Here is a 19,603-nt window from a genome sequence, read left to right on the forward strand (position 1 = left end):
ACCCGCAGCCGGCCTGTCGTGTGTTGCGACACGGCGTGTCGGGTCGGCGAGTCTCAATGCGTACGCAGATGCTGACGCAGCAGCGACTGCGCGGCCGCCCGGTGCTCCTCGGCGAGCAGCCCTCCGGCGGCCAGCACGTAGTCGGCGTCGACCACCGCAGCGGCGGCGCGCGGCAGCGCCCACCCGCCGGCGTGGTCGGCCAGGACCGCCGTCAGCACCTGCCCGGACACGTCCGCCGGCGAGTGCCGCAGCACACCACCGGAGCCCACCAGCATCCGCACGTCGCGCAGGTCCCGCCCGGCCCGCTCACCGGTGGCGGCGCCCCGGGCGTGCCGGCGCAGCGCCACCGTCGCGGCGAGGGTGGCGATACGCCGGTCCACGGCCCGCTCGACGTCGTCGACGGCCAGGAACGCCGGGTCGGCCGCCCGTCGCGCCGCCGCGGCGGCCAGGTCGTCGGCTTCGCCGGCGGCGAGCAGCCGTTCCTCCACGGCGGCCCGCACCACCCCGGGGGCGCTCCAGCGCATGCCCAGATCGCCCTCCACGGTGCGGGCCCGCCACAGGCTGCCGGCGACCTCCCGGCCCGGCCCGGTGGCCCGCTCGTCGGGCGTGAGCACCGAGTACACGTCGGTGGTGGCCCCACCCACGTCCACCACGGCCAGGTCGCCGCCGAGGGTGTCGGCGAGCACCTCCACACCGGTGAGCACCGCGTCGGGGGTGGCCGCCCGCACCAACCGCGCGAACCGGGCACCCCGCGACAGTCGTTTACCGCCGATGACGTGGCGCAGGAACACCGCCCGGATCGCCGCCCGCGCCGACGCCGGGGCGAGCACCCCGATGCGCGGCAGGACGTTGTCGGCGTCGGTGACCGGCACACCCGCGTCGCGCAGCAGCCCGGTCAACTGCTCGCGCGCGTCGGCGTTGCCCGCGTACACCACGGGCCGGCGCCACCGGGCCCGGGCCAGGCGGGTGGCGTTGTGGGTGATCGTGTCGGCGTCGCCGCCGTCGGTGCCGCCCACGAGCAGCACCACATCCGGGCGGGCCGCCCGCAACGCCGTCAGGTCGGCGGCGCCGAGCCGCCCGGCCGCGACGTGCACCACGTGCGCGCCGGCGGACAACCCGACCCGCCGGCCGGCCTGCGCGGTGACCAGCGGCTCGTAGCCGATCACGGCCAGCCGCAGCCCACCACCGGCCGACGAGCACACGTACCACGGCACGTCGCGCACCCCGAGACCGGCGGTGGCCGCCGCGACCGCGGCGTCCAGGCCGTGCAGCACGTCGGTGCCCACCGTGGTGGGCGCCGACGCCGCGCCGGCCAGGACACCGGCGGCCAGGTCCACCACCGCCACCTTCGTGTACGTGGAACCGACGTCGGCGCAGACCGCCAGGGTCACGACGCGGCGGGGACGACCACGGTGCCGGTCGCGGTGACCGCCACGATCGGCGGGTCGAGGACCTCGGCGGCGGACGCGGAGCGCTCCGGGCGACCCCGGCACACCACCGCGCAGCTCAACTCCAGGGAGCGGCTACGGGTGCCCACCCGCGACACCCGCGCGGTGACCTCGACCACGTCCCCGGCCTGGACGGGCGCGTGGAAGCGCACGTCGGCGTACCCGGCGAACAGGCCCTCGTCGCCGTCGGTGCGGATGCACACCTCAGTGGCGACGTCGCCGAACAACCCGAGCGCGTACGCCCCGTCGACGAGGTTGCCGGCGTAGTGGGCGTGCGAGTACGGCACATACCGCCGGTGCGTCACCGTCAACCCGAGCCGTGCGTCGGTCATGCCATCGCCTTCCGTTGCGTGATCAGGGCGTGCACGAGGTAGCTGGCCACCTCGCCGGGCGTGGTGCCCCGACCGAAGATCCGGTCCACGCCCAACTCGTCGGTCATCGTCTCGTCGAAGCGGGGACCACCGACGATCAGCAGCGGCCGCCGCCCCGCCGGCATCGCCTCCCGGAACGCCGCGGACATCTCCCGGGTGTTGTGCAGGTGCGCGTCGCGTTGGGTGACCACCTGCGACACGAGCACCGCGTCGGCCTTCTCCGCCCGGGCGGTCTCCACCAGCTCCGGCACGCTGACCTGCGCGCCCATGTTGGTGACCTTCAACTCCCGGTAGTACTCCAGGCCCTTCTCCCCCGCGATGCCCTTGACGTTGAGGATCGCGTCGATGCCCACTGTGTGCGCGTCGGTGCCGATGCACGCCCCGACCACTGACAGCTTGCGCCGCAACCGCTGCTTGATCACCGTGTTGACGTCCTTCGCCGACAGCAGCGCGAAGTCCCGTTCCACCACCTGCACGGCGTTGAGGTCGACCAGGTGGTTGACCCGCCCGTAGACGACGAAGAACGTGAACCCGTCGCCCATCGGCTTGGCGTGCACCACCATCGCCGGGTCCATGCCCATCTTGTTGGCCAACTGCACCGCCGCGCCCTCGGCGCGCTTGTCGTGGGTCACCGGCAGGGTGAACGACACCTGCACCATGCCGTCACCGGTGGTGTCCCCGTACGGGCGCACGATCTGCTTCTCCCCGCTCACGCGGCGGCCTCCAGGATGTCGGTGGCCGGGTTGCAGTAGTCGGCCTCGTGCGCGGCGACCCCGGACAGGCCCTTGCCGCGGTCCGCGGGCCGCTTCATGATCCCGAAGGTGCCCTCGGCGATCGCCGTGAGCAGCGTCTGTTCCCCGATGCGCTCCAGCAGGTCCAGTGCCTCACCGAGGACCTGGTTGGCGCGGCGGCGGATGAACCCGCCCGGCGCCGGCACGAAGTCCTCGTGCAGCCCACCGGCCGCGCCGAGGACGTAACGCACGTTCTGCAGGGCGATGTCCCGGTCGGACAACCACGGCGTCACCACCGCCTCGGTCATCATCCCCACCAGCAGGATGCCCTGACCGGTCAGCGCGCCGGCCAGGTTGAAGAACCCGTCGAGCAGGTTGCCCCGGAACACGTCACCGGTCATGTGCTTCGTCGGCGGCATCCACTTCAACGGTGCGTCGGGGAACAACTCCCGGGCCAGCAACGCGTGCGCCAACTCCAACCGGAACGACTCCGGCACCTCCGGGTTGATCTCGAACGCGTGCCCCAACCCCAACTGCCAGTCCGCCAACCCCGCCTCATGCGCGAAGAACTCGTTGAGCAACTGCGACACCGTCACCGTGTGCGCCTCGTCGACCGCGTCGGCGGTGGTCAGGTAGTTGTCCTCACCGGTGTTGATGATGATCCCGGCGCGGGCGTGCACCTGCCGGGAGAACCGCTGGTCGACGAACGTGCGCACCGGGTTGATGTCGCGGAACAGGATCCCGTACATCGAGTCGTTCAACATCATGTCGAGGCGTTCCAACCCGGCCAGGGTCGCCATCTCCGGCATGCACAGCCCCGAGGCGTAGTTGGTCAACCGCACGTAGCGGCCCACCTCCTTCGACGACTCGTCCAACGCCGCGCGCATCAGCCGGAAGTTCTCCTGGGTGGCGTACGTGCCGGCGAACCCCTCCCGGGTCGCGCCCTCGGGCACGTAGTCCAGCAACGACTGCCCGGTGGAGCGGATCACCGCGATCACGTCCGCGCCGGCGCGCGCCGCCGCCTGCGCCTGCGGAATGTCCTCGTAGATGTCACCGGTGGCGACGATCAGGTAGATCCACGGCCGCTGCGCCGGGTCACCGTGGCGCTTCACCAGCCGGTCCCGCTCGGCGCGCCGCCGGTCGATGCGCCGAATGCCCGCGCCGACGGCCTTGCGCGCCGCCGACCGGGCGGCCGTGGCCGCCCGCCCGGTGGGCTGGGTGAACCGCACCGACCCGGCCGCTGCCTTCTGCGCCAGCAACGTCACGTCGGTGCTGCCCTCACGGACCAGGGCGTCGAACACCGGCACCGCCACCCCGTGACCCAACCCCACGTCCGCGGCGACCGCGTCGACGAGCCGGTTCACCCACGGAATGCCGTCCGGGTCGGCGCCGGTCACCCCCGCCAACCGCAGCACCGCCCGCTCCACCGACACCGTGGTGTGGCTGCGCGCCAGGTCCACCACCGGCTGCCCGGCCCGACGCGCCAACTCCCGCGCCCGCGCCACCAGCACCGGATCAAGATCAAGCTTCCCGGTCATGATGACCCTTCCTCATAGATGACCTCACCGCGCAGCACCAGGCGCCGGCACACCGGCAGCGGCGTCGGGTCGTCCGGACCCCGCGCCTCCGGGTCCTCGGCCTGCAACACCGGCAGACCCCGCTCCACCCCCGCCGGCGTCGACCACACCGCGAACGTCGCCGGCGCACCCAACGCCAGGACCCCCTCGACGTCCAGGTGCACCGCCCGCCACCCACCCCGGGTGTGCGCCGCGAACGCCGAACGCACACTCATCCGCTGCGCCGGGTTGTGGTGCGCCACCGCCGCCCGCACCGACCCCCACGGGTCCAGCGGCGTCACCGGCGAATCCGACCCGAACGCCAACGCCACCCCCACCGAGTGCATCGCACCCATCGGGTTCGACTCCAACGACCGGTCCAACCCCAACCGCGTCTCGTACATCCGGCCCGCGCCACCCCACAACCGGTCGAACGCCGGCTGCATGCTCGCCACCACCCCGTACTCCACGAACCGCGCGATCAACGCCTTGCTCATGATCTCCGCGTGTTCGATGCGGTGCCGGGCCGCCCGCAACCGCTCCACCCCCACCGTCCGCGCCGCCGCCGCGAACCCGTCGAGGACGGTGCCGATCGCCGCGTCACCGATGGCGTGGAAACCGCCCTGCATGCCGTGCGCCGCGCAGTCCAGCAGGTGATCGCGCACCTGCTCGACCGACAGGTACCCGTGCCCGCAGCCGTCACCGTCGCCGTACGGCTGCGACACGTGCGCCGTGCGCGAGCCCAACGCCCCGTCGGCGAACAGGTCCCCACCGGCGCCGACCGCGCCCAACTCCCGGGCCCGCGCCGCACCACCCAACTCACCCCAGTACCCGTACACCTCCGGCAACCCCGCGCCGGAGATGCCCAGCAGACCGGTGAAGTCCTCCTCGTCGGAGATCTCCGGGCCACCACACTCGTGCACCGCCGCGATCCCCAACGACGCCGCGTGGGCCAGGGCCACCCGCTGCGCCGCGACCCGCTGCGCCCGACTCACCGACGCCTGCGCGGCCGCCCGCACCACGTGGTGCGCGTCGCGCCGCAACCAGCCCGACGCGTCGTATCCGGCCGCCTGCGCCGCCTGCGGGCACGCCGCCAGCAACGCCGAGGACACCAACGCCGAGTGGATCGACGCCTGCGACAGGTACACCCGCCGACCACCGGCGGCCCGGTCCAGCGCCGCGGCGTCCGGCAACGTCGGATCCGACCAACCCGACTCGTCCCAGCCGTGCCCCAGCACCACCGCGTCCGCCGGCAGACCCGCCGCGAACCCCGCCACCGCGTCGAGCAGCTGCCCCGCCGAGCGCACCCCGGACAACGCCAACCCGGACAGCGCCAACCCGGTGTCGGTGGCGTGCACGTGCGCGTCGACGAACGCCGGCGTCACCAACGCCCCGCCCAGGTCCACCACCCGGTCGGCCGGCGGCGCGTCACCGTCGGTCCCCAACCAGGCAATCCGCCCACCGGACACCAGCAGCGCGGTGGCGCTCGGGTCGGCGGGGCAGTGCAGCACGCCGCCGCGATACAACGTCGAGGGGTTCGTCATGACCTCAGTCTGCCGCGACCCGCGCCGCGAACAGCTGACGCACCCCCGGCTCGGCCCGCAGCAGCCCCAGCGCCAACTCCGCGTGCCCCGGCACGTACCCGTTGCCGACCAGCATCGTCACGTCCGCCGCCAACCCCTCCGCGCCCAACGCGGCAGCGGAGAAGCTCGTCGCCATCGAGAAGAAGATCACCGTGCCGCCGTCCGCGGTGGCCAGCACCGCCCCGTGCTCGCAGCCCGGCACGTCCACGCAGACCACCGTCACGTCCGCCGGCACCCCCAGCGCGGTGGTCACCGCCGTGGACAACGCCACCGGGTCGCGCGCGTCGGCCAACGCCACCATCGACGCCAGACCGGCGGCCGTCAGCGCGTCGCGTTCCGCCGCCACCGGCACCACCCCGACGGTACGCGCGGCGCCCGCCCGTCGCGCCGCCGCGAGAGACAGCGACCCGCTCTTACCCGCCCCACCGATCACCGCGACCCGCACCGGCGTCGCGTCACCGGTGCGCCGACGCTCCTCGACGTAGCGCGACACCACCCGGGCCGTCAGGGCGGGCGCCCCGCACACGTCCAGCACGGCGAGGGACAACTGCGGGTCCTCGTCGTCGGGCAGCACCGCGGCGATGGAGCGCGCGAACAGGATCGCCCACCCGTCACAGGGCACCTGCTCGCTGCGCCCGTCCCAGCGGGCCAACCCATCGGTGATCACCAGGGGCGTCAACGTCAACGACACCAGGGTGGCGACCCGCTCCCCCGCCGTGAGCCCCAGCGGGGACCGCCGACCGGCCTCCTCGACCGTGCCGATCAGCATCCCGCCCGACCCGGTCACCGGGTTCTGCATCTTCCCCCGGGTCGCGATGATCTCCAGCACCTCGGCGCGGACCGCGTCACCGTCCCCGCCGTGCTTCTCCGACAACTGCCGGAAGCTCGCCGCGTCCAGGTTGAGCCGCTGCACCCGGATCCGCACCTCGTTCGGCGCGATCGCCGCCGACGTGTCCAGGCGCCAGGCCGCCTGCGGCAGCACCCCCGCCGGTTGCACGACGCGGTGCAGTCCCACCGGTGACGTCACGCCAACCTCCCCCTGCCAGCCGTTCGAAGCCCCGGTCAAGGCTCGCGTAACGGGAAAACTTACGGCAGACTAGTTTCTGTACCGAATATTTTCCAGTAGCCTTCGGGCTCCGATGATCAGCCGCAACACCGAGGAGGGGCCGTGACCCAGACCCAACCGGTTGAGACCATCCCTCAGCCCCGTCACGCCCCGGTCGCCGTACCGACCGCCGGGCAGCCCTACGAGTACCACCGCCGCCCCCTGGTCGAACCCGACTGGACCCGTTTCCCCGGCTGGCGCCACGTCACCCGAGACCAGTGGGAATCCGCCCAGTGGCAGCGCGTCAACTGCGTCAAGAACATCAAGCAGCTCCGCGCCGTCTTCGGTGACCTGATCGACGAGTCCTTCTACGCCGACCTCGAAGCCGACCAGCTGGCCCTGGCCACCATGTCCATGCTGGTGCCACCACAAATGATCAACACGATGGTGCCGTTCGCGACCCTCACCACCGAGGCGCTGCTCGCCGACCCCATCCGCCGCTACATGATCCCGGTCGCCTCCGACCGCCGCACCGACTGGCCCTCACACCCCTACGCCAGCCGCGACAGCCTCCACGAGCACGACATGTGGGTCGCCGAAGGGCTCACCCACCGCTACCCCACCAAGGTCCTCGCCGAGCTGCTCTCCACCTGCCCCCAGTACTGCGGGCACTGCACCCGCATGGACCTCGTCGGCAACTCCACCCCCGCCGTCGACAAACTCAAACTCACCCTCAAGCCCGTCGACCGCTACGACGCCCACATCGCCTACCTCAAGGCCCACCCCGGCGTCCGCGACGTGGTCGTCTCCGGCGGCGACGTGGCCAACGTCCCCTGGCGCAACCTCGAGTCGTACCTCATGCGCCTGCTGGAACTGGAGACGGTCCGCGACATCCGGCTCGCCACCAAGGCCCTCATGGGCCTGCCCCAGCACTGGCTGCAGCCCGACGTCGTCGAGGGCCTGGAGCGGGTGGCCCGCACCGCCGCCCGCCGCGGCGTCAACCTCGCCATCCACACCCACGTCAACCACGCCCAGTCGCTCACCCCACTGGTCGCCAAGGCCGCCCAGACCGCCCTCGACGTCGGCGTCCGCGACGTCCGCAACCAGGGCGTCCTCATGCGCGGCGTCAACGCCACCACCCCGGAACTGCTCGACCTCTGCTTCGCCCTCCAAGGCGAAGCCGGGATCCTGCCGTACTACTTCTACATGTGCGACATGATCCCCAACGCCGAACACTGGCGGGTGCCGGTCTGGCACGCCCAGCAACTCCAGCACGACATCATGGGCTACCTTCCCGGCTACGCCACCCCCCGCATCGTCTGCGACGTCCCCTTCGTCGGTAAGCGCTGGGTGCACATGCTCACCGACTACGACCGTGAGCGCGGCATCTCCTACTGGACGAAGAACTACCGCACCTCCATCGAATCGGCCGACCTGGAGGCGCTCAACAAGCGCTACGCCTACTACGACCCGATCGACACCCTGCCCGAGGGCGGCCAGCAGTGGTGGCACGACCACCGCGACGACTGACCCACCGACGGCGAAGCCCCCGGGATTCCTCACCTGGGGGCTTCGCCGTCCCCCGTCAACGGCAGCCCAGCGCCCCCACGTACCCGGCCCGCACCGTCCCCGCCGCGACCTCGTCGGCGTACTCCCAGAACACCTCCGCCCAGTCACCGGCCCGGTCCAGATCCCGCAGCACCCGCCACCCATGGCTGCCCCGCAACGCGTCCGCGGCCCGCCGCACCGCGGCCTCGTCGCCGCTCGCCCGCGCCCGCTGCCACTCCGCGATCCACCCGCAGCCGACCCGGGACGTCACATCCACACCGAAGTGGTACGAGTCACTCACGCCGATGTCCTCCAGCGCCGCGACGTCGAACCCGGGCGGCAGCGGCACATCGACGAGCACCTTCGCCGCCCGCTCCCCCACCGGCATGACCATCTCCGCCGGAAGCGCGGCCAACCACGTCCGCGCGTCCACCCGGACGATGTCCGCGAGAACCCGAGCGAATTCCTTACGCGACCAGTCCCCCTCCGTCCTCATCTCCACGAACACGTCCTCGCGGGGACGCGTCAGCACGGCAAAATCACTGCCGGAATACTCGAACAGGTCACCCGGCCAGCCATCGACCCGCACCGACTTCGGCCGATTCACCTGGAGCAGACCGGCATAACGACCCGCATAACCGGACGCCGGATACCAGTTCATCTCCAACTCTTGCCCACCCCGGCGAAAACGGATCATGCCCAGCTCCTCGGTGAACCCCGACAGATCAGTCACCTTCCAGCCAGACCGATCGATCAGCAGCCGCGGGTTCCGCTGCGCCGCCGCCATCACCAACGGCGAAAAGACCACACCAGGATCGACAGTGGCTATCGGCGAGACCCCTCGGCCCTCGGACTGGCCACGCACCACGATGGACACGGGCACGACACTGACGAGGACGGCTGCCGCCGCGACGACGCCGGCGAAACCACGCACCCGCAACCGCCGCTGCGGCATCTCGATGACACGATCGAGCTTCGACTCGGACAGGATTTCCTCCAGCAGGTCCTGTTTCACCCCGTCGATGTCTCCCAGCACACCGAGCCGACCCGGGTCGGCGTCCCGAACCAGCCGGTCAAACTGCTCCTCGACGCTCATCAGTCCTCCTTCCCGGTGGATGCGGTCAGCACGTCGAGCACATGTCCGGGCGGCCCCGGGTCGTCACCGACGAGCCCCCGCAACCTCGCCCGTGCCCGCGACAGCCGGGTCCGCACCGCGGCAGGAGTCGCCCCCAGTACCGCGGCCACCTCGTGCGGCCGCAGACCCTCCCACACGGTGAGCATCAGCACCTCCCGGTCCACCTCGGCCAGGCCCGCCAACGCCGCCCGAACGGCAAGCCGCTCCGGCACCTCACTCCCCGGATCGGCGACCGAAACGACGAGCTGCTGTCGTAACCGCTCACCGAGGCGTTGCCGGCGAACGCCACCGCGGTGCTGGTTGGCCAACACCCGCCGGGCCACCCCGTACAGCCACAGCCGAGCCTCACCGCCGACCGGAATGTCCTGCCGGCGACGCCACGCCACCAGGAAGGTCTCGGCGACGACGTCGGCCGCATCCTCCGGATGCGCGACACGACGCAACGCGTACGCCAACAACGACTCGAAGTCCTCGGCGTAGACCCGCCGGAAGCGGTCCTCGTCATGCTCTGTCCCTGAGCTCACGTCCAGTCCATGTCCGGTGCGACGACAACCGTGACAGCCCGCACCGGTCAGGCGCGGATACCGGCGAGCACCAGATCGGCGACCCGACCGATCACCCGGGCGCTCGTCGCTGCCGGCAACCGTCGAAGCGACGCGATGGCCAACAGACCGGCCCGCACGTCGTCCGCGTCGACGCCGTCGCGCAGCACACCCGCCGCCCGGGCCCGCCCGACCAGCACGTTCAACGCCTGCGCGTGCTCCCGCCGCTCCCGCTGAAACGCCGCACTCACCTCACCCGGCCCCAACAACGCCTCATTCAGCGCCCGATCATGGATCTGCCGCTCGGCGAACTCGCGCACCACCCCCGACAGCGCCCGCCACGGGTCCGGGTCATCGAGCGCCCGGCGCACCTGCACACCGCAGTCCTCCACCCGCTCGGCCAGGACCGTCGCCACCAACTCCGTACGCGTCGGAAAGTGCCGGTACAGGGTCGCCACACCCACCCCCGCCCGTCGCGCCACCTCCCGCATGGGCACCTCGAGCCCCGCCGACGCGAACGCCTCCCGTGCCGCCGCCACCACCCGATCACGGTTGAACCGGGCATCGGCACGCTGCATCTGAGACATCCCCGACCGACCACCCTCTCACTTGACCCCACAGCGGAACGCCTGCTCCGTTTCCGGCCTACGGTACGACTACCACCCCGTCAACCAGGCAGAGGAGCCCCTGATGTTCGCCGTGCAGTACGACCGGTTCGGCGGTCCCGAGGTACTCCACCTCGGCAGCACCGACGCGCCACAGCCCCGGGCCGGCCAGATCCGCATCCGCGTCCAGGCCGCCGGCGTCTCCCCCGTCGACGTCGGCCTCCGCTCCGGCCGCACCCCGATGAGCGCCCAACTGCCGTTGCCACACATCCCCGGCGTCGACGCCGCCGGCATCGTCGACAAGATCGGCGACGACGTCGACGGAGTCACCCTCGGCGACCATGTCTTCGGCATCGTCGAGCTGGCCAGACTCGGCGGCGCGAGCGCACAGTTCGCGGTACTACAGCTCTGGGCGCACAAGCCCACAGCCATGCCGTGGGCCCAGGCGGGCGCGGCGGGCACCAGCATCGAGACCGCCACCCGGGCCCTCGACCTGCTGGACCTACGGCCCGGCATGACGCTCCTCGTCGACGGCGCCGCCGGTGGCGTCGGCAGCATCGCCGTCCAACTCGCAGCCGCCCGCGGCGTCCACGTCATCGGCACTGCCCGCGCCGACAACCACGACCTCCTCCGCCAGCTCGGGACGACACCGGTCACCTACGGCCCCGACCTCCCCAACCGCCTCGACGCCCTGGGCGTGACCCGGATCGACCGCGCCCTCGACGTAGCCGGCGCCGGGTCCCTGACCGAGCTGCTCCACCTCACCGGCGACCCGACAGCGGTGCTCACCCTGGCGGACTTCACCGCGCCCACCCACGGCGTCCGCCTGTCCATGGGGCAGCTGGCCGGCGAACCCGACGGCCGCCACGGCCTGCCCGCCGCCGCCGAACTGGTCACCGAAGGCCGCTTCAGGGTGCCCATCGAAGCGACCTTCCCGCTCGCGAAGGCGGCCGACGCGCACCATACGGCCGAGCACGGATCCCGCCGCGGAAAGATCGTCCTGACCGTCGACGACGTTCAGGAAAGCTGAGCCTCAGCCATCGGTCAGCACCTCGGACAACGGCGCCGGCACCAGCCCCCGCTCCCGCAACCCGGCCAGGATGTGCGGCAACGCCTCATCCGTCATCGCCGCGTTCGCCTCGGTCACATGCATGATCACGACTGACCCGGGGCGAACGTGGTCCAACACCGCCCGCACCAACGGCTTCCACGCCGTCGCGAATGGATCGCCGCTGACCACGTCCCCGTCGACCACCGTCACACCCAGCGGCGCCAACGCGTCCAACGCCGCCGCGTCGTGGCACAGCCCCGGAAACCGGAAGTACCGGGTCTGCCGACCCCCGTACGGCGCGATCACCTCGAACGTCTTCGCCACATCGCCGGCCAGCTCGTCGACAGGCAGCCGGGGCAGGTCGTAACAGTCGGCGGTGAACGCCGCGTGCCCGTAGGTGTGGTTGGCCAACTCGAAGCGCGGGTTGCCGGCGATCCGCCGGGTCACGTCCGGATACCGCTTGACCCACTTGCCGGTCAGGAAGAACGTCGCCGGTACCTGCTCGCGCTCCAGCAGGTCGAGGATGCGCAGGTTCGCGTACGACTTCACCCGGCCGGTCCGCAGGCTGGCCAACATCCCGTCGGTCATGTCCGCGTCGAAGGTCAGCGCGACCTTGGCACCGGTGCGCGGGCCGTGATCCACCACCGGCGCCCTGCTCCCCACCCGCGTCGCCCCCGGGAGGGCCGGGACAGCCGGAACCGTCGGTGTCGGGACACTCTGCGGGGTGGCGGGAGCCGTTGGCGTCGGAACCGCCGATGCGCTGGCCGGCGGCGCGGGCGCAGAGGCGGACGAGCCGACGAAGACCGGCCCCTCCGGCGGTGGCACCCGGGACGCCGTGCACGCGACACTGCCGACAACGGCCGCCGCAACCAGTACGCCACACCACAATGGGCGGAGGCGGGGTCGAATCACGCCGCAGATCATCGCAGACGCGAAAGCGCCTCACTGTCCCGCGCGCCCCGTCTCGAACGCCGGCGGACGCACCTCGCCCACCTCATCCCGAGCAGGCAGTGGCCCCCTGGCGACGCGGGCATTGCGTGCGTCGAGCGTCGGGGCGGTGCCGCTCCGGTAAGCGATATACCTCAGAGGCATAAATATGACTCCCAGGTATATGGCTCACCAAGGGTTCTCCCGCCCGAGAGGGTGCCGAGGCCGCCACCGCAGTTGGGTCACGCGGGGCCGTGCGGGGCGTACAGGGTGAGCGCCACGCCGAGCAGGAAAAAGGGCCAAGCACCAGGTAACGCAGCACGACGGGTCCCCGGGCGACGGTGCACCCGGGGACCCGTGGACCGCTCAGGTCACTTCGTGAAGGAGTCCTTCACGTTGCGACCGGCGTCCTTGACGTTCTGACCGGCCTGCTTGGCGCGCGCGTCGCTCTGCTGGCTGGCGCCCTCGCCACGCATCCGCTCGTTGTCGGTCATGTCGCCGACGCGCTCCCTCGCGGCGCCGGCCATCTGCTCAACCTTGTTCTTTGCCTTCTCGGTGAAGCTCATCGCGCCTCCTCGGTCTGGCGGTTGTCCCGGCTCGCTTGCCCGGTCTCCGGGTGCCGAAACCGGCGGTGCCGGTCGGCACACCCGGTAAGGCATCCTAGGAAGATAGGTAGTGGGAGGGTCGCCTGTCGGCCACGCCTCACGATGGTTAACTGACCGCATGGGAGAGCTCCTGCTGATCCGACACGGCGAGACCACCTGGAGCGCCAGCCTGCGGCACACCTCGTACACCGACCTGGAGCTGACCCCCGACGGCGAGCGACAGGCCCGCACCCTGGCCGCGTTCCTGGCCGGCCGGCGCTTCGTCACCGTGCTGTCCAGTCCCCGCTCCCGGGCGCTGCGCACCGCGCAGCTGGCCGGGCTCACCGTCGACGCCGTCGACGAGGACCTCAGCGAGTGGAACTACGGCGAGTACGAGGGCCGCACCACCGTCGACATCCACGCCGACGATCCGCACTGGAACATCTGGACCGACGGCTGCCCCGGCGGGGAGTCCCCCGCGCAGGTGGGCGAACGGCTCGACCGGGTGCTGGCCCGCGTCACCCCGCTGCTCGACCGTGGCACCGTCGCGCTGGTCGGGCACGCACACAGCCTGCGGGTGCTCGGTGCCCGCTGGATCGGCCTGCCCCCGTCCGCCGGCGGACGGCTACGCCTGGAGACCGCCACGGTCAGCGCGCTCGGTCACGAACACGGCCGGCAGGTCATCCTGCGGTGGAACCAGCCGGCTCCTCCGGCGCCCGGGACCGCGACCGACTCGGTGCCGCAGAGCTGATCTTCGGCGGCCGGTTCTCGTACGGCGTGGACAACACCACCGTCGTGCGGGTCGTGACGTTCGCCGAGGTGCGAATCTCCTGGAGCACCCGCTCCAGGTCGGTGGGACTGGCCACCCGCACCAGCAGCAGATAGAAGTCCTCCCCCGCCACCGAATAGCAGGAGTCAATCTCCGGCAGGTGGGCCAACCGCTCCGGGGCGTCGTCCGGCTGCGACGGATCGAACGGCCGGATCGCCACGAAAGCGGTCAGCGGCAGGTCCAGCGCCTCGAACGACACCCGGGCGGCGTACCCCTTGATCACCCCGCGCTGCTCCAACCGACGGACCCGCTGGTGCACGGCGGACACCGACAGCCCCACCCGCTCGGCCAGGTCGGTGTACGACAGACGGCCGTCGGCGGTCAGCGCGGCGACGATAGCGCGGTCGATCTCCTCCACGGCGTGCAACCTACCGGGAAAACCGTCGCACGGCGACGAGGTACCCGAGTGGCGGACCGCGGTGGGCCGTGACGCACCCACCGCAGCCCCACCACCACGTACCGTCGTCAGCCCTTGGTCAGCGCCCGGGAGATCACCATCCGCTGGATCTGGTTGGTGCCCTCCACGATCTGCAACACCTTCGCCTCACGCATGTACCGCTCCACCGGGTGGTCGGCCACGTAACCCGCGCCGCCGAGCACCTGCACCGCGTCGGTGGTCACCCGCATCGCCATGTCGGTGGCGAACAGCTTCGCCTTGGCCGCCTCGATCGAGTACGGGCGGCCGGCGTCGCGCAGCCGGGCCGCCGCCAGGGTCAGCGCGCGGGCGGCGGAGATCTGGGTGGCCGCGTCGGCGAGCATGAACCCCAGCCCCTGGAAGTCGATGATGGAACGCCCGAACTGCTGGCGCTCCCGGGCGTAGGAGACGGCGTAGTCCAGGGCGGCCTGGGCCAACCCGACCGCGCACGCCGCGATGCCCAACCGGCCGGAGTCCAGCGCGGACATCGCGATGGTGAAGCCCATCCCCTCGCCGCCGATCAACCGGTCGGACGGCACCCGCGCCTCGTCGAAGGCGATCTGCGCCACCGGGGAGGCGCGCAGCCCCATCGTCCGCTCGGCCGCCTGTGGGGTGATGCCGGCCGTGCCCGCGTCGGCGAGCAGGCAGGAGATCCCCTTCGGGCCGGGTCCGCCGGTGCGGCAGAAGACGTTGTAGAAGTCGGCAGTGCGGGCGTGGGTGATCCACGCCTTGGTGCCGGAGACCAGGTACGCGTCGCCGTCGCGATCCGCCCGGGTGGTCAGCGCCGCCGCGTCCGAGCCACCCTGCGGCTCGGAGAGGCAGTACGCGCCCAGCAACTCGCCACCGAGCATGTCCGGCAGCAGCTTGCGCTGCTCGTCGCTGCCGAACGCCGCCACCGGGTAGCAGGACAGGGTGTGCACGCTGACCGCCTCGGCGACCGCGAGCCAACGGCTGGCCAGGATCTCCAGCACCTGCAGGTACACCTCGTACGGCTGCGCCGCGCCGCCGTACTCCTCGGCGTAGGGCAGGCCGAGCAGGCCGGCGCGGCCCAGCGTGCGCAGCACCTCACGGGGGAACTCGGCGCGTTCCTCGAAGGCCGCGGCCTTCGGCGCGAGCTCGCCGTCGGCGAGCTCGGTGGCGAGACCCAGCAGGTCGTGGGCCTCGTCGGTGGGGAGGATCCGGTCGACAGTCATAGCGCGATGAGCTCCGTGGGGGTGGTGTTGAGCCGTTGCACGCCGTCCGTTGTGCAGACGACGATGTCCTCGATGCGGGCGCCATGCCGGCCCGACAGGTAGATGCCCGGTTCGATGGAGAACGCCATGCCGGCCTCAAGGGGTCGGTCGTTGCCGGCCACCAGGTACGGCTCCTCGTGACCGTCCAGACCGATGCCGTGGCCGGTGCGGTGCAGGAACGCGGCACCGTAGCCGGCGGCGGCGATCGGCGCCCGGGCGGCGTCGTCGGCCGCCGCGCCGGTGATCCCGGGCCGCACCGCCGCGACGGCGGCGCGCTGGGCGTCGCACAGCACCGCGTAGTAGTCCAGGAAGTCGGCCGGCGCCGACCCGCCCGCCAGGTAGGTGCGGGTGCAGTCCGAGCGGTAGCCCGACGCCATCGTGCCGCCGATGTCGACCACCACCGGCTCGCCGACGCCGATCGGCCGGTCCGAGGTGCCGTGGTGCGGACTGGCTCCGTTGGGCCCGGCCGCCACGATGACGAAGTCGACGGTGACGTGCCCGACGGCGCGGATCGCCGCGGCGATGTCGGTGGCGACCTCGGCCTCGGTGCGACCGGGGCGCAGCCACTCGCCCATCCGCAGGTGCACCTCGTCGATCGCCGCGCCGGCCTCGGCGAGCGCCGCGACCTCCGCCGGGGACTTGCGGATCCGCAACTCGCGCAGCACCTCCCCGGCGAGCCGTTGCGCGGCGTCGGGCAGCGCCGCGCGCAGGCCGAGGACCTGCTCGGCCCACATCCGGTCGGCGAGCCCGACCGCGGTGACCGGGCCGTCGAGGGCGGCGACGACCAAGGGGTACGGGTCGGTGCCGTCGCCGTGGTCGACGATGCGCACTCCGGTCGCCGGCGCGGGGGACGCCTCGGCGGCCGGGCGTTCGAGCCGGGGCACGACGAGGGTCGGCTCGCCCTCGGCGGGCAGCACCAGGCAGGTCAGTCGCTCCCCCGCGTGGGCGTCGTACCCGGTCAGATACCGCAGGTCGGAGCCGGGCGTGAGCAGCAGGGCGTCCAGGCCGGCTGCGGCCGTCGCGCGCTGCGCGGCGATCAACCGGTCCGGTGGATACAGCTCGTCGATTCCCACCCCGTCAGCTTAACGGTCGTTTGGGCAAACCCCATATCGACACCGATCGTCGGAAAATCCATCGACGTTGATTGACGCGGACAGTTAACACTCTTTAAGATTTGGCTGCCTCGAGGCCCACCCGTCCCTGCGTCCCCCGCACCCCCGCCCGCGACAACCCTGCGCGGGCGGGTGTCGTCCCTCGCCCACGGGAAGGCCCCCGATGTCCTCACCACTGCGCCGCGCCCTCGCCGCCGGCCTGCTCGCGCTGGCCACGGCCGGCGCCACCCTCACCGTCACCAGCGCCCCCGCGCAGGCCGTCGTGCTGCCGAACAACTTCAAGAGCGTCGGCTACATGCCCTCCTGGGCCGGCAACATCAACACCATCCAGTACAACAAGCTCACCCACATCAACTACGCCTTCGTCCTGCCCAACAGCAACGGCACCCTGCAGGGGGTGGACGGGGCCCGGCTCTCCTCGCTGGTCTCGCAGGGGCACGCCAACAACGTCAAGGTCTCCATCGCCGTCGGCGGCTGGAACGACGGCAACGACTCGGCCTTCGAGACGCTCGCCGCCAACGCCACCAGCCGCACCAACTTCGTCAACAACCTGGTCAACTTCGTCAACCAGTACAACCTCGACGGCGTCGACATGGACTGGGAGTACCCCGACGCGGGCGCCTCGGCCAACAACTACACGGCGCTCATGACGCAGCTCAGCAGCGCCCTGCACAGTCGCGGCAAGCTGCTCACCGCCGCCGTGGTCAGCGAGGGCGGCAGCGTCCAGGGCGTCCAGACGGCCGTGTTCAACCAGGTCGACTGGCTCAACATCATGGCGTACGACGGCGGCAGCCCACACGCCAACTACGACTGGTCGATCAACAGCATCAACCTGTGGAAGGCCCGCGGCCTGCCGGCCAGCAAGGCCGTCCTCGGCATCCCGTTCTACAGCCGCCCCGTCTACTACAACTACTCGTACCTGGTCGGACTCGACCCGGCGAACGCCAACCGGGACTGCGCCACCATCGGCGGCAGCCAGCAGTGCTGGAACGGTATTCCGACCGTCAAGCGCAAGACGCAGTGGGCGCTGGCCAACGCCGGCGGCGTGATGAACTGGGAACTGTCGCAGGACACCAGCGGCTCGACCTCGCTGCTCAGCGCCATGTACGACACCATCATGGGCGGCACCACCCCGCCGCCGACCGGGCGCACCGGTCAGATCACCGGGATCGCCGGCAAGTGCGTCGACGTGGCCTCGGCGAGCACCGCCAACGGCGCCGCCATCCAGCTCTGGAGCTGCAACGGCACCAACGCGCAGACCTGGACCGTGGCCAGCGACAGCACGCTGCGCGCCCTCGGCAAGTGCGCCGACATCACCAGCGGCTCCACCGCCAACGGCGCGAAGGTCCAACTCTGGGACTGCAACGGCAGCGGCGCGCAGGTCTGGCAGGCACAGTCCAACGGCACGCTGCGCAACCCGCAGTCGAACAAGTGCCTCGACGCCAGCGACAACAGCTCCGCCGACGGCACCCGGTTGCAGATCTGGGACTGCTTCGCCGGCGCCAACCAGCGCTGGACGCTCCCGGCCTGACGCAGCGCCCACAGGGTCCCCCGGACCAGCTGGCTCGTAGTGCCCCCGGTCGACGCGAAGGCGTCAGCCGGGGGCCCCGGCGTGCTCACCGACCACTGTGAGCATCTCCTGCACCGAGCCGGCCGGGTCGGTGACCGGGAACTGCACGGCCCGCACCACCGCCGTCGGGTCGACCAGCAGGGTCAGCCGCTTGAACCGGGTCACCCCGCCCGCGCGGAACACCGGCAGCAGCAGCCCCGCCCCCAGTCGGCCGTCCTCGTCCGACAGCAGCGGAAACGGCAATTCGGCGTACGCGGCGAAGTCGGCGAGCTGGTCGGGCCGCTGGGTGCTGATGCCGTACACCCGGACCCCGGCGGTCACGAAGTCCGGATGACGCTTGGCGTACGTGGTCGACTCCAAGGTGCACCCCCGGGCGCCGGGAATCTCCGCCCAGCCGGGCGGATAGCCGTGCGTCCCCGGCGCGTACGCCCCGGGGAACAGGTAGAGGACCGTCCACGCGGCGGTCGAGGCCACCGCCACCGGCTGCCCGTCGGCGGCGGGCAGGACGACCTCGGGCAACCGTCGGCCGACCAGGTCGTGCGCGCGGCGCGCCTCGGCCGAGCCGGCGTCGGCCGTCGCGGTCACGTCACCGTCGCCCATCAGATGCCTCGTTCCCCAGTCCTGCAGCGCGATCAGCACCGGCAACAGCCCCTCGCCCCTCGTGGTGAGCAGATAGTCGTACCGGGGTGGGTGTCGCGAATACGGTCTGCGCTCCAGCACACCGTGCTCGACCAGGGCGGCGAGGCGCTCGGTCAGGGCCCGACGGCTGACACCCAGCTCGCGTTGGAGGGCGTCGAAGCGGGTCGTCCCGCCGGCGACGTCGCGCACGATGAGGAACGTCCACCAGTCCCCCAGTACGCCGAGCGCCTGCGCGATGCCGCAGTCCGCATCAGCAAGATCCTCTCGCCGCACCGGCTACCTCCGTTGGTCCCGTCCCGACTATAGTCCGTTCCGGATTGGAACGCTCTGCACCGGCGACCGGCAGCGGTCCGCGCGTCGGTTTCCCTGATCGAACGACACCGGTAGCCATAGCCTGGAATCGGGGAGCCGCCCGGACTCCCCGACCGGGAGGACCGACGTGGCAGCGAACCAGGCGAGCAGGGCGGCGACCCGCCGTCGCCGCCAACTGTGGGCCGGGGTCCTCGCGCTCGTCGGCCTGGTCCTGCTGGTCATCGGCGTCACCGTCGCCGACGGCATCGCGGCCTGGGTCGAGGTGGTGGTCGCGGTCCTGCTGCTGGTGACCAGCTACGTCGTGCAGCACCTGGCCCGACGGGAGGCCGTCTACCGGCCCGACGAGCGACGCTGACACCAACCAGCGG

20 protein-coding genes are annotated in these 19,603 nt (G+C 71.8%); 5 read left to right on the plus strand and 15 right to left on the minus strand.

What is annotated here, in order from left to right; genetic code table 11:
- Positions 1–53: 53 nt before the first annotated feature.
- From GA0070561_RS09100 to kdd, 6 genes are read right to left on the minus strand one after another with little or no spacing between them, the layout of a single operon-like run.
- Positions 54–1,391, minus strand: coding sequence for a glutamate mutase L (locus GA0070561_RS09100; RefSeq protein WP_091398254.1), 1,338 nt, complete (start codon positions 1,389–1,391; stop codon positions 54–56).
- Positions 1,388–1,780, minus strand: a complete 393-nt coding sequence (gene kal / locus GA0070561_RS09105) for a 3-aminobutyryl-CoA ammonia lyase (RefSeq protein WP_091398257.1) — start codon at positions 1,778–1,780, stop codon at positions 1,388–1,390. The genes GA0070561_RS09100 and kal overlap by 4 nt, the downstream gene beginning before the upstream one ends.
- Entirely contained in the window at positions 1,777–2,532 is a 756-nt protein-coding gene (kamE, locus tag GA0070561_RS09110) for a lysine 5,6-aminomutase subunit beta (protein ID WP_091398259.1), read from the minus strand. Before kamE ends, kal begins: the two co-directional genes overlap by 4 nt.
- A complete protein-coding gene (gene kamD, locus GA0070561_RS09115; RefSeq protein WP_091398261.1) occupies positions 2,529–4,088 on the minus strand; it encodes a lysine 5,6-aminomutase subunit alpha in 1,560 nt (519 codons plus the stop codon). Before kamD ends, kamE begins: the two co-directional genes overlap by 4 nt.
- A complete protein-coding gene (locus GA0070561_RS09120) occupies positions 4,085–5,650 on the minus strand; it encodes an amidohydrolase (protein ID WP_091398263.1) in 1,566 nt (521 codons plus the stop codon). Before GA0070561_RS09120 ends, kamD begins: the two co-directional genes overlap by 4 nt.
- Positions 5,651–5,654: 4 nt before the next feature.
- Positions 5,655–6,716: an L-erythro-3,5-diaminohexanoate dehydrogenase gene (gene kdd, locus GA0070561_RS09125; RefSeq protein WP_091398265.1), complete on the minus strand. Its 1,062-nt coding sequence runs from the start codon at positions 6,714–6,716 to the stop codon at positions 5,655–5,657.
- A gap of 141 nt (positions 6,717–6,857) precedes the next feature.
- Here kdd and GA0070561_RS09130 point away from each other — a divergent pair, with 141 nt between their 5' ends.
- The gene (locus GA0070561_RS09130; RefSeq protein ID WP_091398267.1) at positions 6,858–8,264 is read left to right on the plus strand and encodes a KamA family radical SAM protein; all 1,407 of its coding nucleotides are present in this window, start codon (positions 6,858–6,860) and stop codon (positions 8,262–8,264) included.
- Positions 8,265–8,319: 55 nt separating this feature from the next.
- Here GA0070561_RS09130 and GA0070561_RS09135 read toward each other — a convergent pair whose 3' ends face one another.
- From GA0070561_RS09135 to GA0070561_RS09145, 3 genes are read right to left on the minus strand one after another with little or no spacing between them, the layout of a single operon-like run.
- The gene (locus GA0070561_RS09135; RefSeq protein ID WP_091398269.1) at positions 8,320–9,378 is read right to left on the minus strand and encodes a hypothetical protein; all 1,059 of its coding nucleotides are present in this window, start codon (positions 9,376–9,378) and stop codon (positions 8,320–8,322) included.
- A complete protein-coding gene (locus GA0070561_RS09140) occupies positions 9,378–9,941 on the minus strand; it encodes an RNA polymerase sigma factor (protein WP_091398272.1) in 564 nt (187 codons plus the stop codon). Before GA0070561_RS09140 ends, GA0070561_RS09135 begins: the two co-directional genes overlap by 1 nt.
- Before the next feature lie 47 nt (positions 9,942–9,988).
- Positions 9,989–10,537, minus strand: coding sequence for a TetR/AcrR family transcriptional regulator (locus tag GA0070561_RS09145; RefSeq protein ID WP_091398275.1), 549 nt, complete (start codon positions 10,535–10,537; stop codon positions 9,989–9,991).
- 112 nt (positions 10,538–10,649) lie between these two features.
- Here GA0070561_RS09145 and GA0070561_RS09150 point away from each other — a divergent pair, with 112 nt between their 5' ends.
- Entirely contained in the window at positions 10,650–11,594 is a 945-nt protein-coding gene (locus GA0070561_RS09150; protein WP_091398278.1) for an NADP-dependent oxidoreductase, read from the plus strand.
- Positions 11,595–11,597: 3 nt separating this feature from the next.
- Here the strand turns inward: GA0070561_RS09150 and GA0070561_RS09155 are convergent, their stop codons facing one another.
- The gene (locus GA0070561_RS09155) at positions 11,598–12,260 is read right to left on the minus strand and encodes a polysaccharide deacetylase family protein (protein ID WP_091398281.1); all 663 of its coding nucleotides are present in this window, start codon (positions 12,258–12,260) and stop codon (positions 11,598–11,600) included.
- A 653-nt stretch (positions 12,261–12,913) separates the two neighbouring features.
- The gene (locus tag GA0070561_RS09160) at positions 12,914–13,108 is read right to left on the minus strand and encodes a CsbD family protein (protein ID WP_088989634.1); all 195 of its coding nucleotides are present in this window, start codon (positions 13,106–13,108) and stop codon (positions 12,914–12,916) included.
- 157 nt (positions 13,109–13,265) lie between these two features.
- On the opposite strand from GA0070561_RS09160, the gene GA0070561_RS09165 reads away from it, so the two are divergent.
- The gene (locus GA0070561_RS09165) at positions 13,266–13,877 is read left to right on the plus strand and encodes a histidine phosphatase family protein (RefSeq protein ID WP_091398285.1); all 612 of its coding nucleotides are present in this window, start codon (positions 13,266–13,268) and stop codon (positions 13,875–13,877) included.
- Here the strand turns inward: GA0070561_RS09165 and GA0070561_RS09170 are convergent.
- From GA0070561_RS09170 to GA0070561_RS09180, 3 genes are all read right to left on the minus strand, one after another.
- Positions 13,807–14,313, minus strand: coding sequence for an Lrp/AsnC family transcriptional regulator (locus tag GA0070561_RS09170; RefSeq protein ID WP_091398289.1), 507 nt, complete (start codon positions 14,311–14,313; stop codon positions 13,807–13,809). The genes GA0070561_RS09165 and GA0070561_RS09170 overlap by 71 nt on opposite strands.
- Before the next feature lie 107 nt (positions 14,314–14,420).
- Positions 14,421–15,563 carry an acyl-CoA dehydrogenase family protein gene (locus GA0070561_RS09175; RefSeq protein ID WP_091398293.1) on the minus strand — a complete coding sequence of 381 codons (1,143 nt, stop codon included), beginning with the start codon at positions 15,561–15,563 and terminating at the stop codon, positions 14,421–14,423.
- A complete protein-coding gene (locus tag GA0070561_RS09180; RefSeq protein ID WP_091398296.1) occupies positions 15,560–16,675 on the minus strand; it encodes a M24 family metallopeptidase in 1,116 nt (371 codons plus the stop codon). The genes GA0070561_RS09175 and GA0070561_RS09180 overlap by 4 nt, the downstream gene beginning before the upstream one ends.
- Positions 16,676–16,877: 202 nt before the next feature.
- Here GA0070561_RS09180 and GA0070561_RS09185 point away from each other — a divergent pair, with 202 nt between their 5' ends.
- Positions 16,878–18,245 (plus strand): glycosyl hydrolase family 18 protein, encoded by a 1,368-nt coding sequence (locus GA0070561_RS09185; RefSeq protein ID WP_091398299.1) that lies wholly within the window; start codon positions 16,878–16,880, stop codon positions 18,243–18,245.
- 63 nt (positions 18,246–18,308) lie between these two features.
- Here GA0070561_RS09185 and GA0070561_RS09190 read toward each other — a convergent pair whose 3' ends face one another.
- The gene (locus GA0070561_RS09190) at positions 18,309–19,196 is read right to left on the minus strand and encodes a winged helix-turn-helix transcriptional regulator (RefSeq protein WP_091398302.1); all 888 of its coding nucleotides are present in this window, start codon (positions 19,194–19,196) and stop codon (positions 18,309–18,311) included.
- Positions 19,197–19,362: 166 nt separating this feature from the next.
- On the opposite strand from GA0070561_RS09190, the gene GA0070561_RS09195 reads away from it, so the two are divergent.
- Positions 19,363–19,590, plus strand: a complete 228-nt coding sequence (locus tag GA0070561_RS09195) for a hypothetical protein (RefSeq protein ID WP_091398307.1) — start codon at positions 19,363–19,365, stop codon at positions 19,588–19,590.
- The last annotated feature ends 13 nt before the right edge of the window (positions 19,591–19,603 follow it).

This window comes from Micromonospora saelicesensis, assembly GCF_900091575.1.
In the GTDB taxonomy this organism is placed as follows: Bacteria; Actinomycetota; Actinomycetes; order Mycobacteriales; family Micromonosporaceae; genus Micromonospora; species Micromonospora saelicesensis.

Excerpts from the sequence above, each read along its gene's own strand:
- kal (WP_091398257.1), bottom strand. The coding sequence starts at position 1,780 with ATGACCGACGCACGGCTCGGGTTGACGGTGACGCACCGGCGGTATGTG.
- kamD (WP_091398261.1), bottom strand. The coding sequence starts at position 4,088 with ATGACCGGGAAGCTTGATCTTGATCCGGTGCTGGTGGCGCGGGCGCGG.
- GA0070561_RS09120 (WP_091398263.1), bottom strand. The coding sequence starts at position 5,650 with ATGACGAACCCCTCGACGTTGTATCGCGGCGGCGTGCTGCACTGCCCC.
- GA0070561_RS09135 (WP_091398269.1), bottom strand. The coding sequence starts at position 9,378 with ATGAGCGTCGAGGAGCAGTTTGACCGGCTGGTTCGGGACGCCGACCCG.
- GA0070561_RS09145 (WP_091398275.1), bottom strand. The coding sequence starts at position 10,537 with ATGCAGCGTGCCGATGCCCGGTTCAACCGTGATCGGGTGGTGGCGGCG.
- GA0070561_RS09150 (WP_091398278.1), top strand. The coding sequence starts at position 10,650 with ATGTTCGCCGTGCAGTACGACCGGTTCGGCGGTCCCGAGGTACTCCAC.
- GA0070561_RS09160 (WP_088989634.1), bottom strand. The coding sequence starts at position 13,108 with ATGAGCTTCACCGAGAAGGCAAAGAACAAGGTTGAGCAGATGGCCGGC.
- GA0070561_RS09165 (WP_091398285.1), top strand. The coding sequence starts at position 13,266 with ATGGGAGAGCTCCTGCTGATCCGACACGGCGAGACCACCTGGAGCGCC.
- GA0070561_RS09175 (WP_091398293.1), bottom strand. The coding sequence starts at position 15,563 with ATGACTGTCGACCGGATCCTCCCCACCGACGAGGCCCACGACCTGCTG.
- GA0070561_RS09185 (WP_091398299.1), top strand. The coding sequence starts at position 16,878 with ATGTCCTCACCACTGCGCCGCGCCCTCGCCGCCGGCCTGCTCGCGCTG.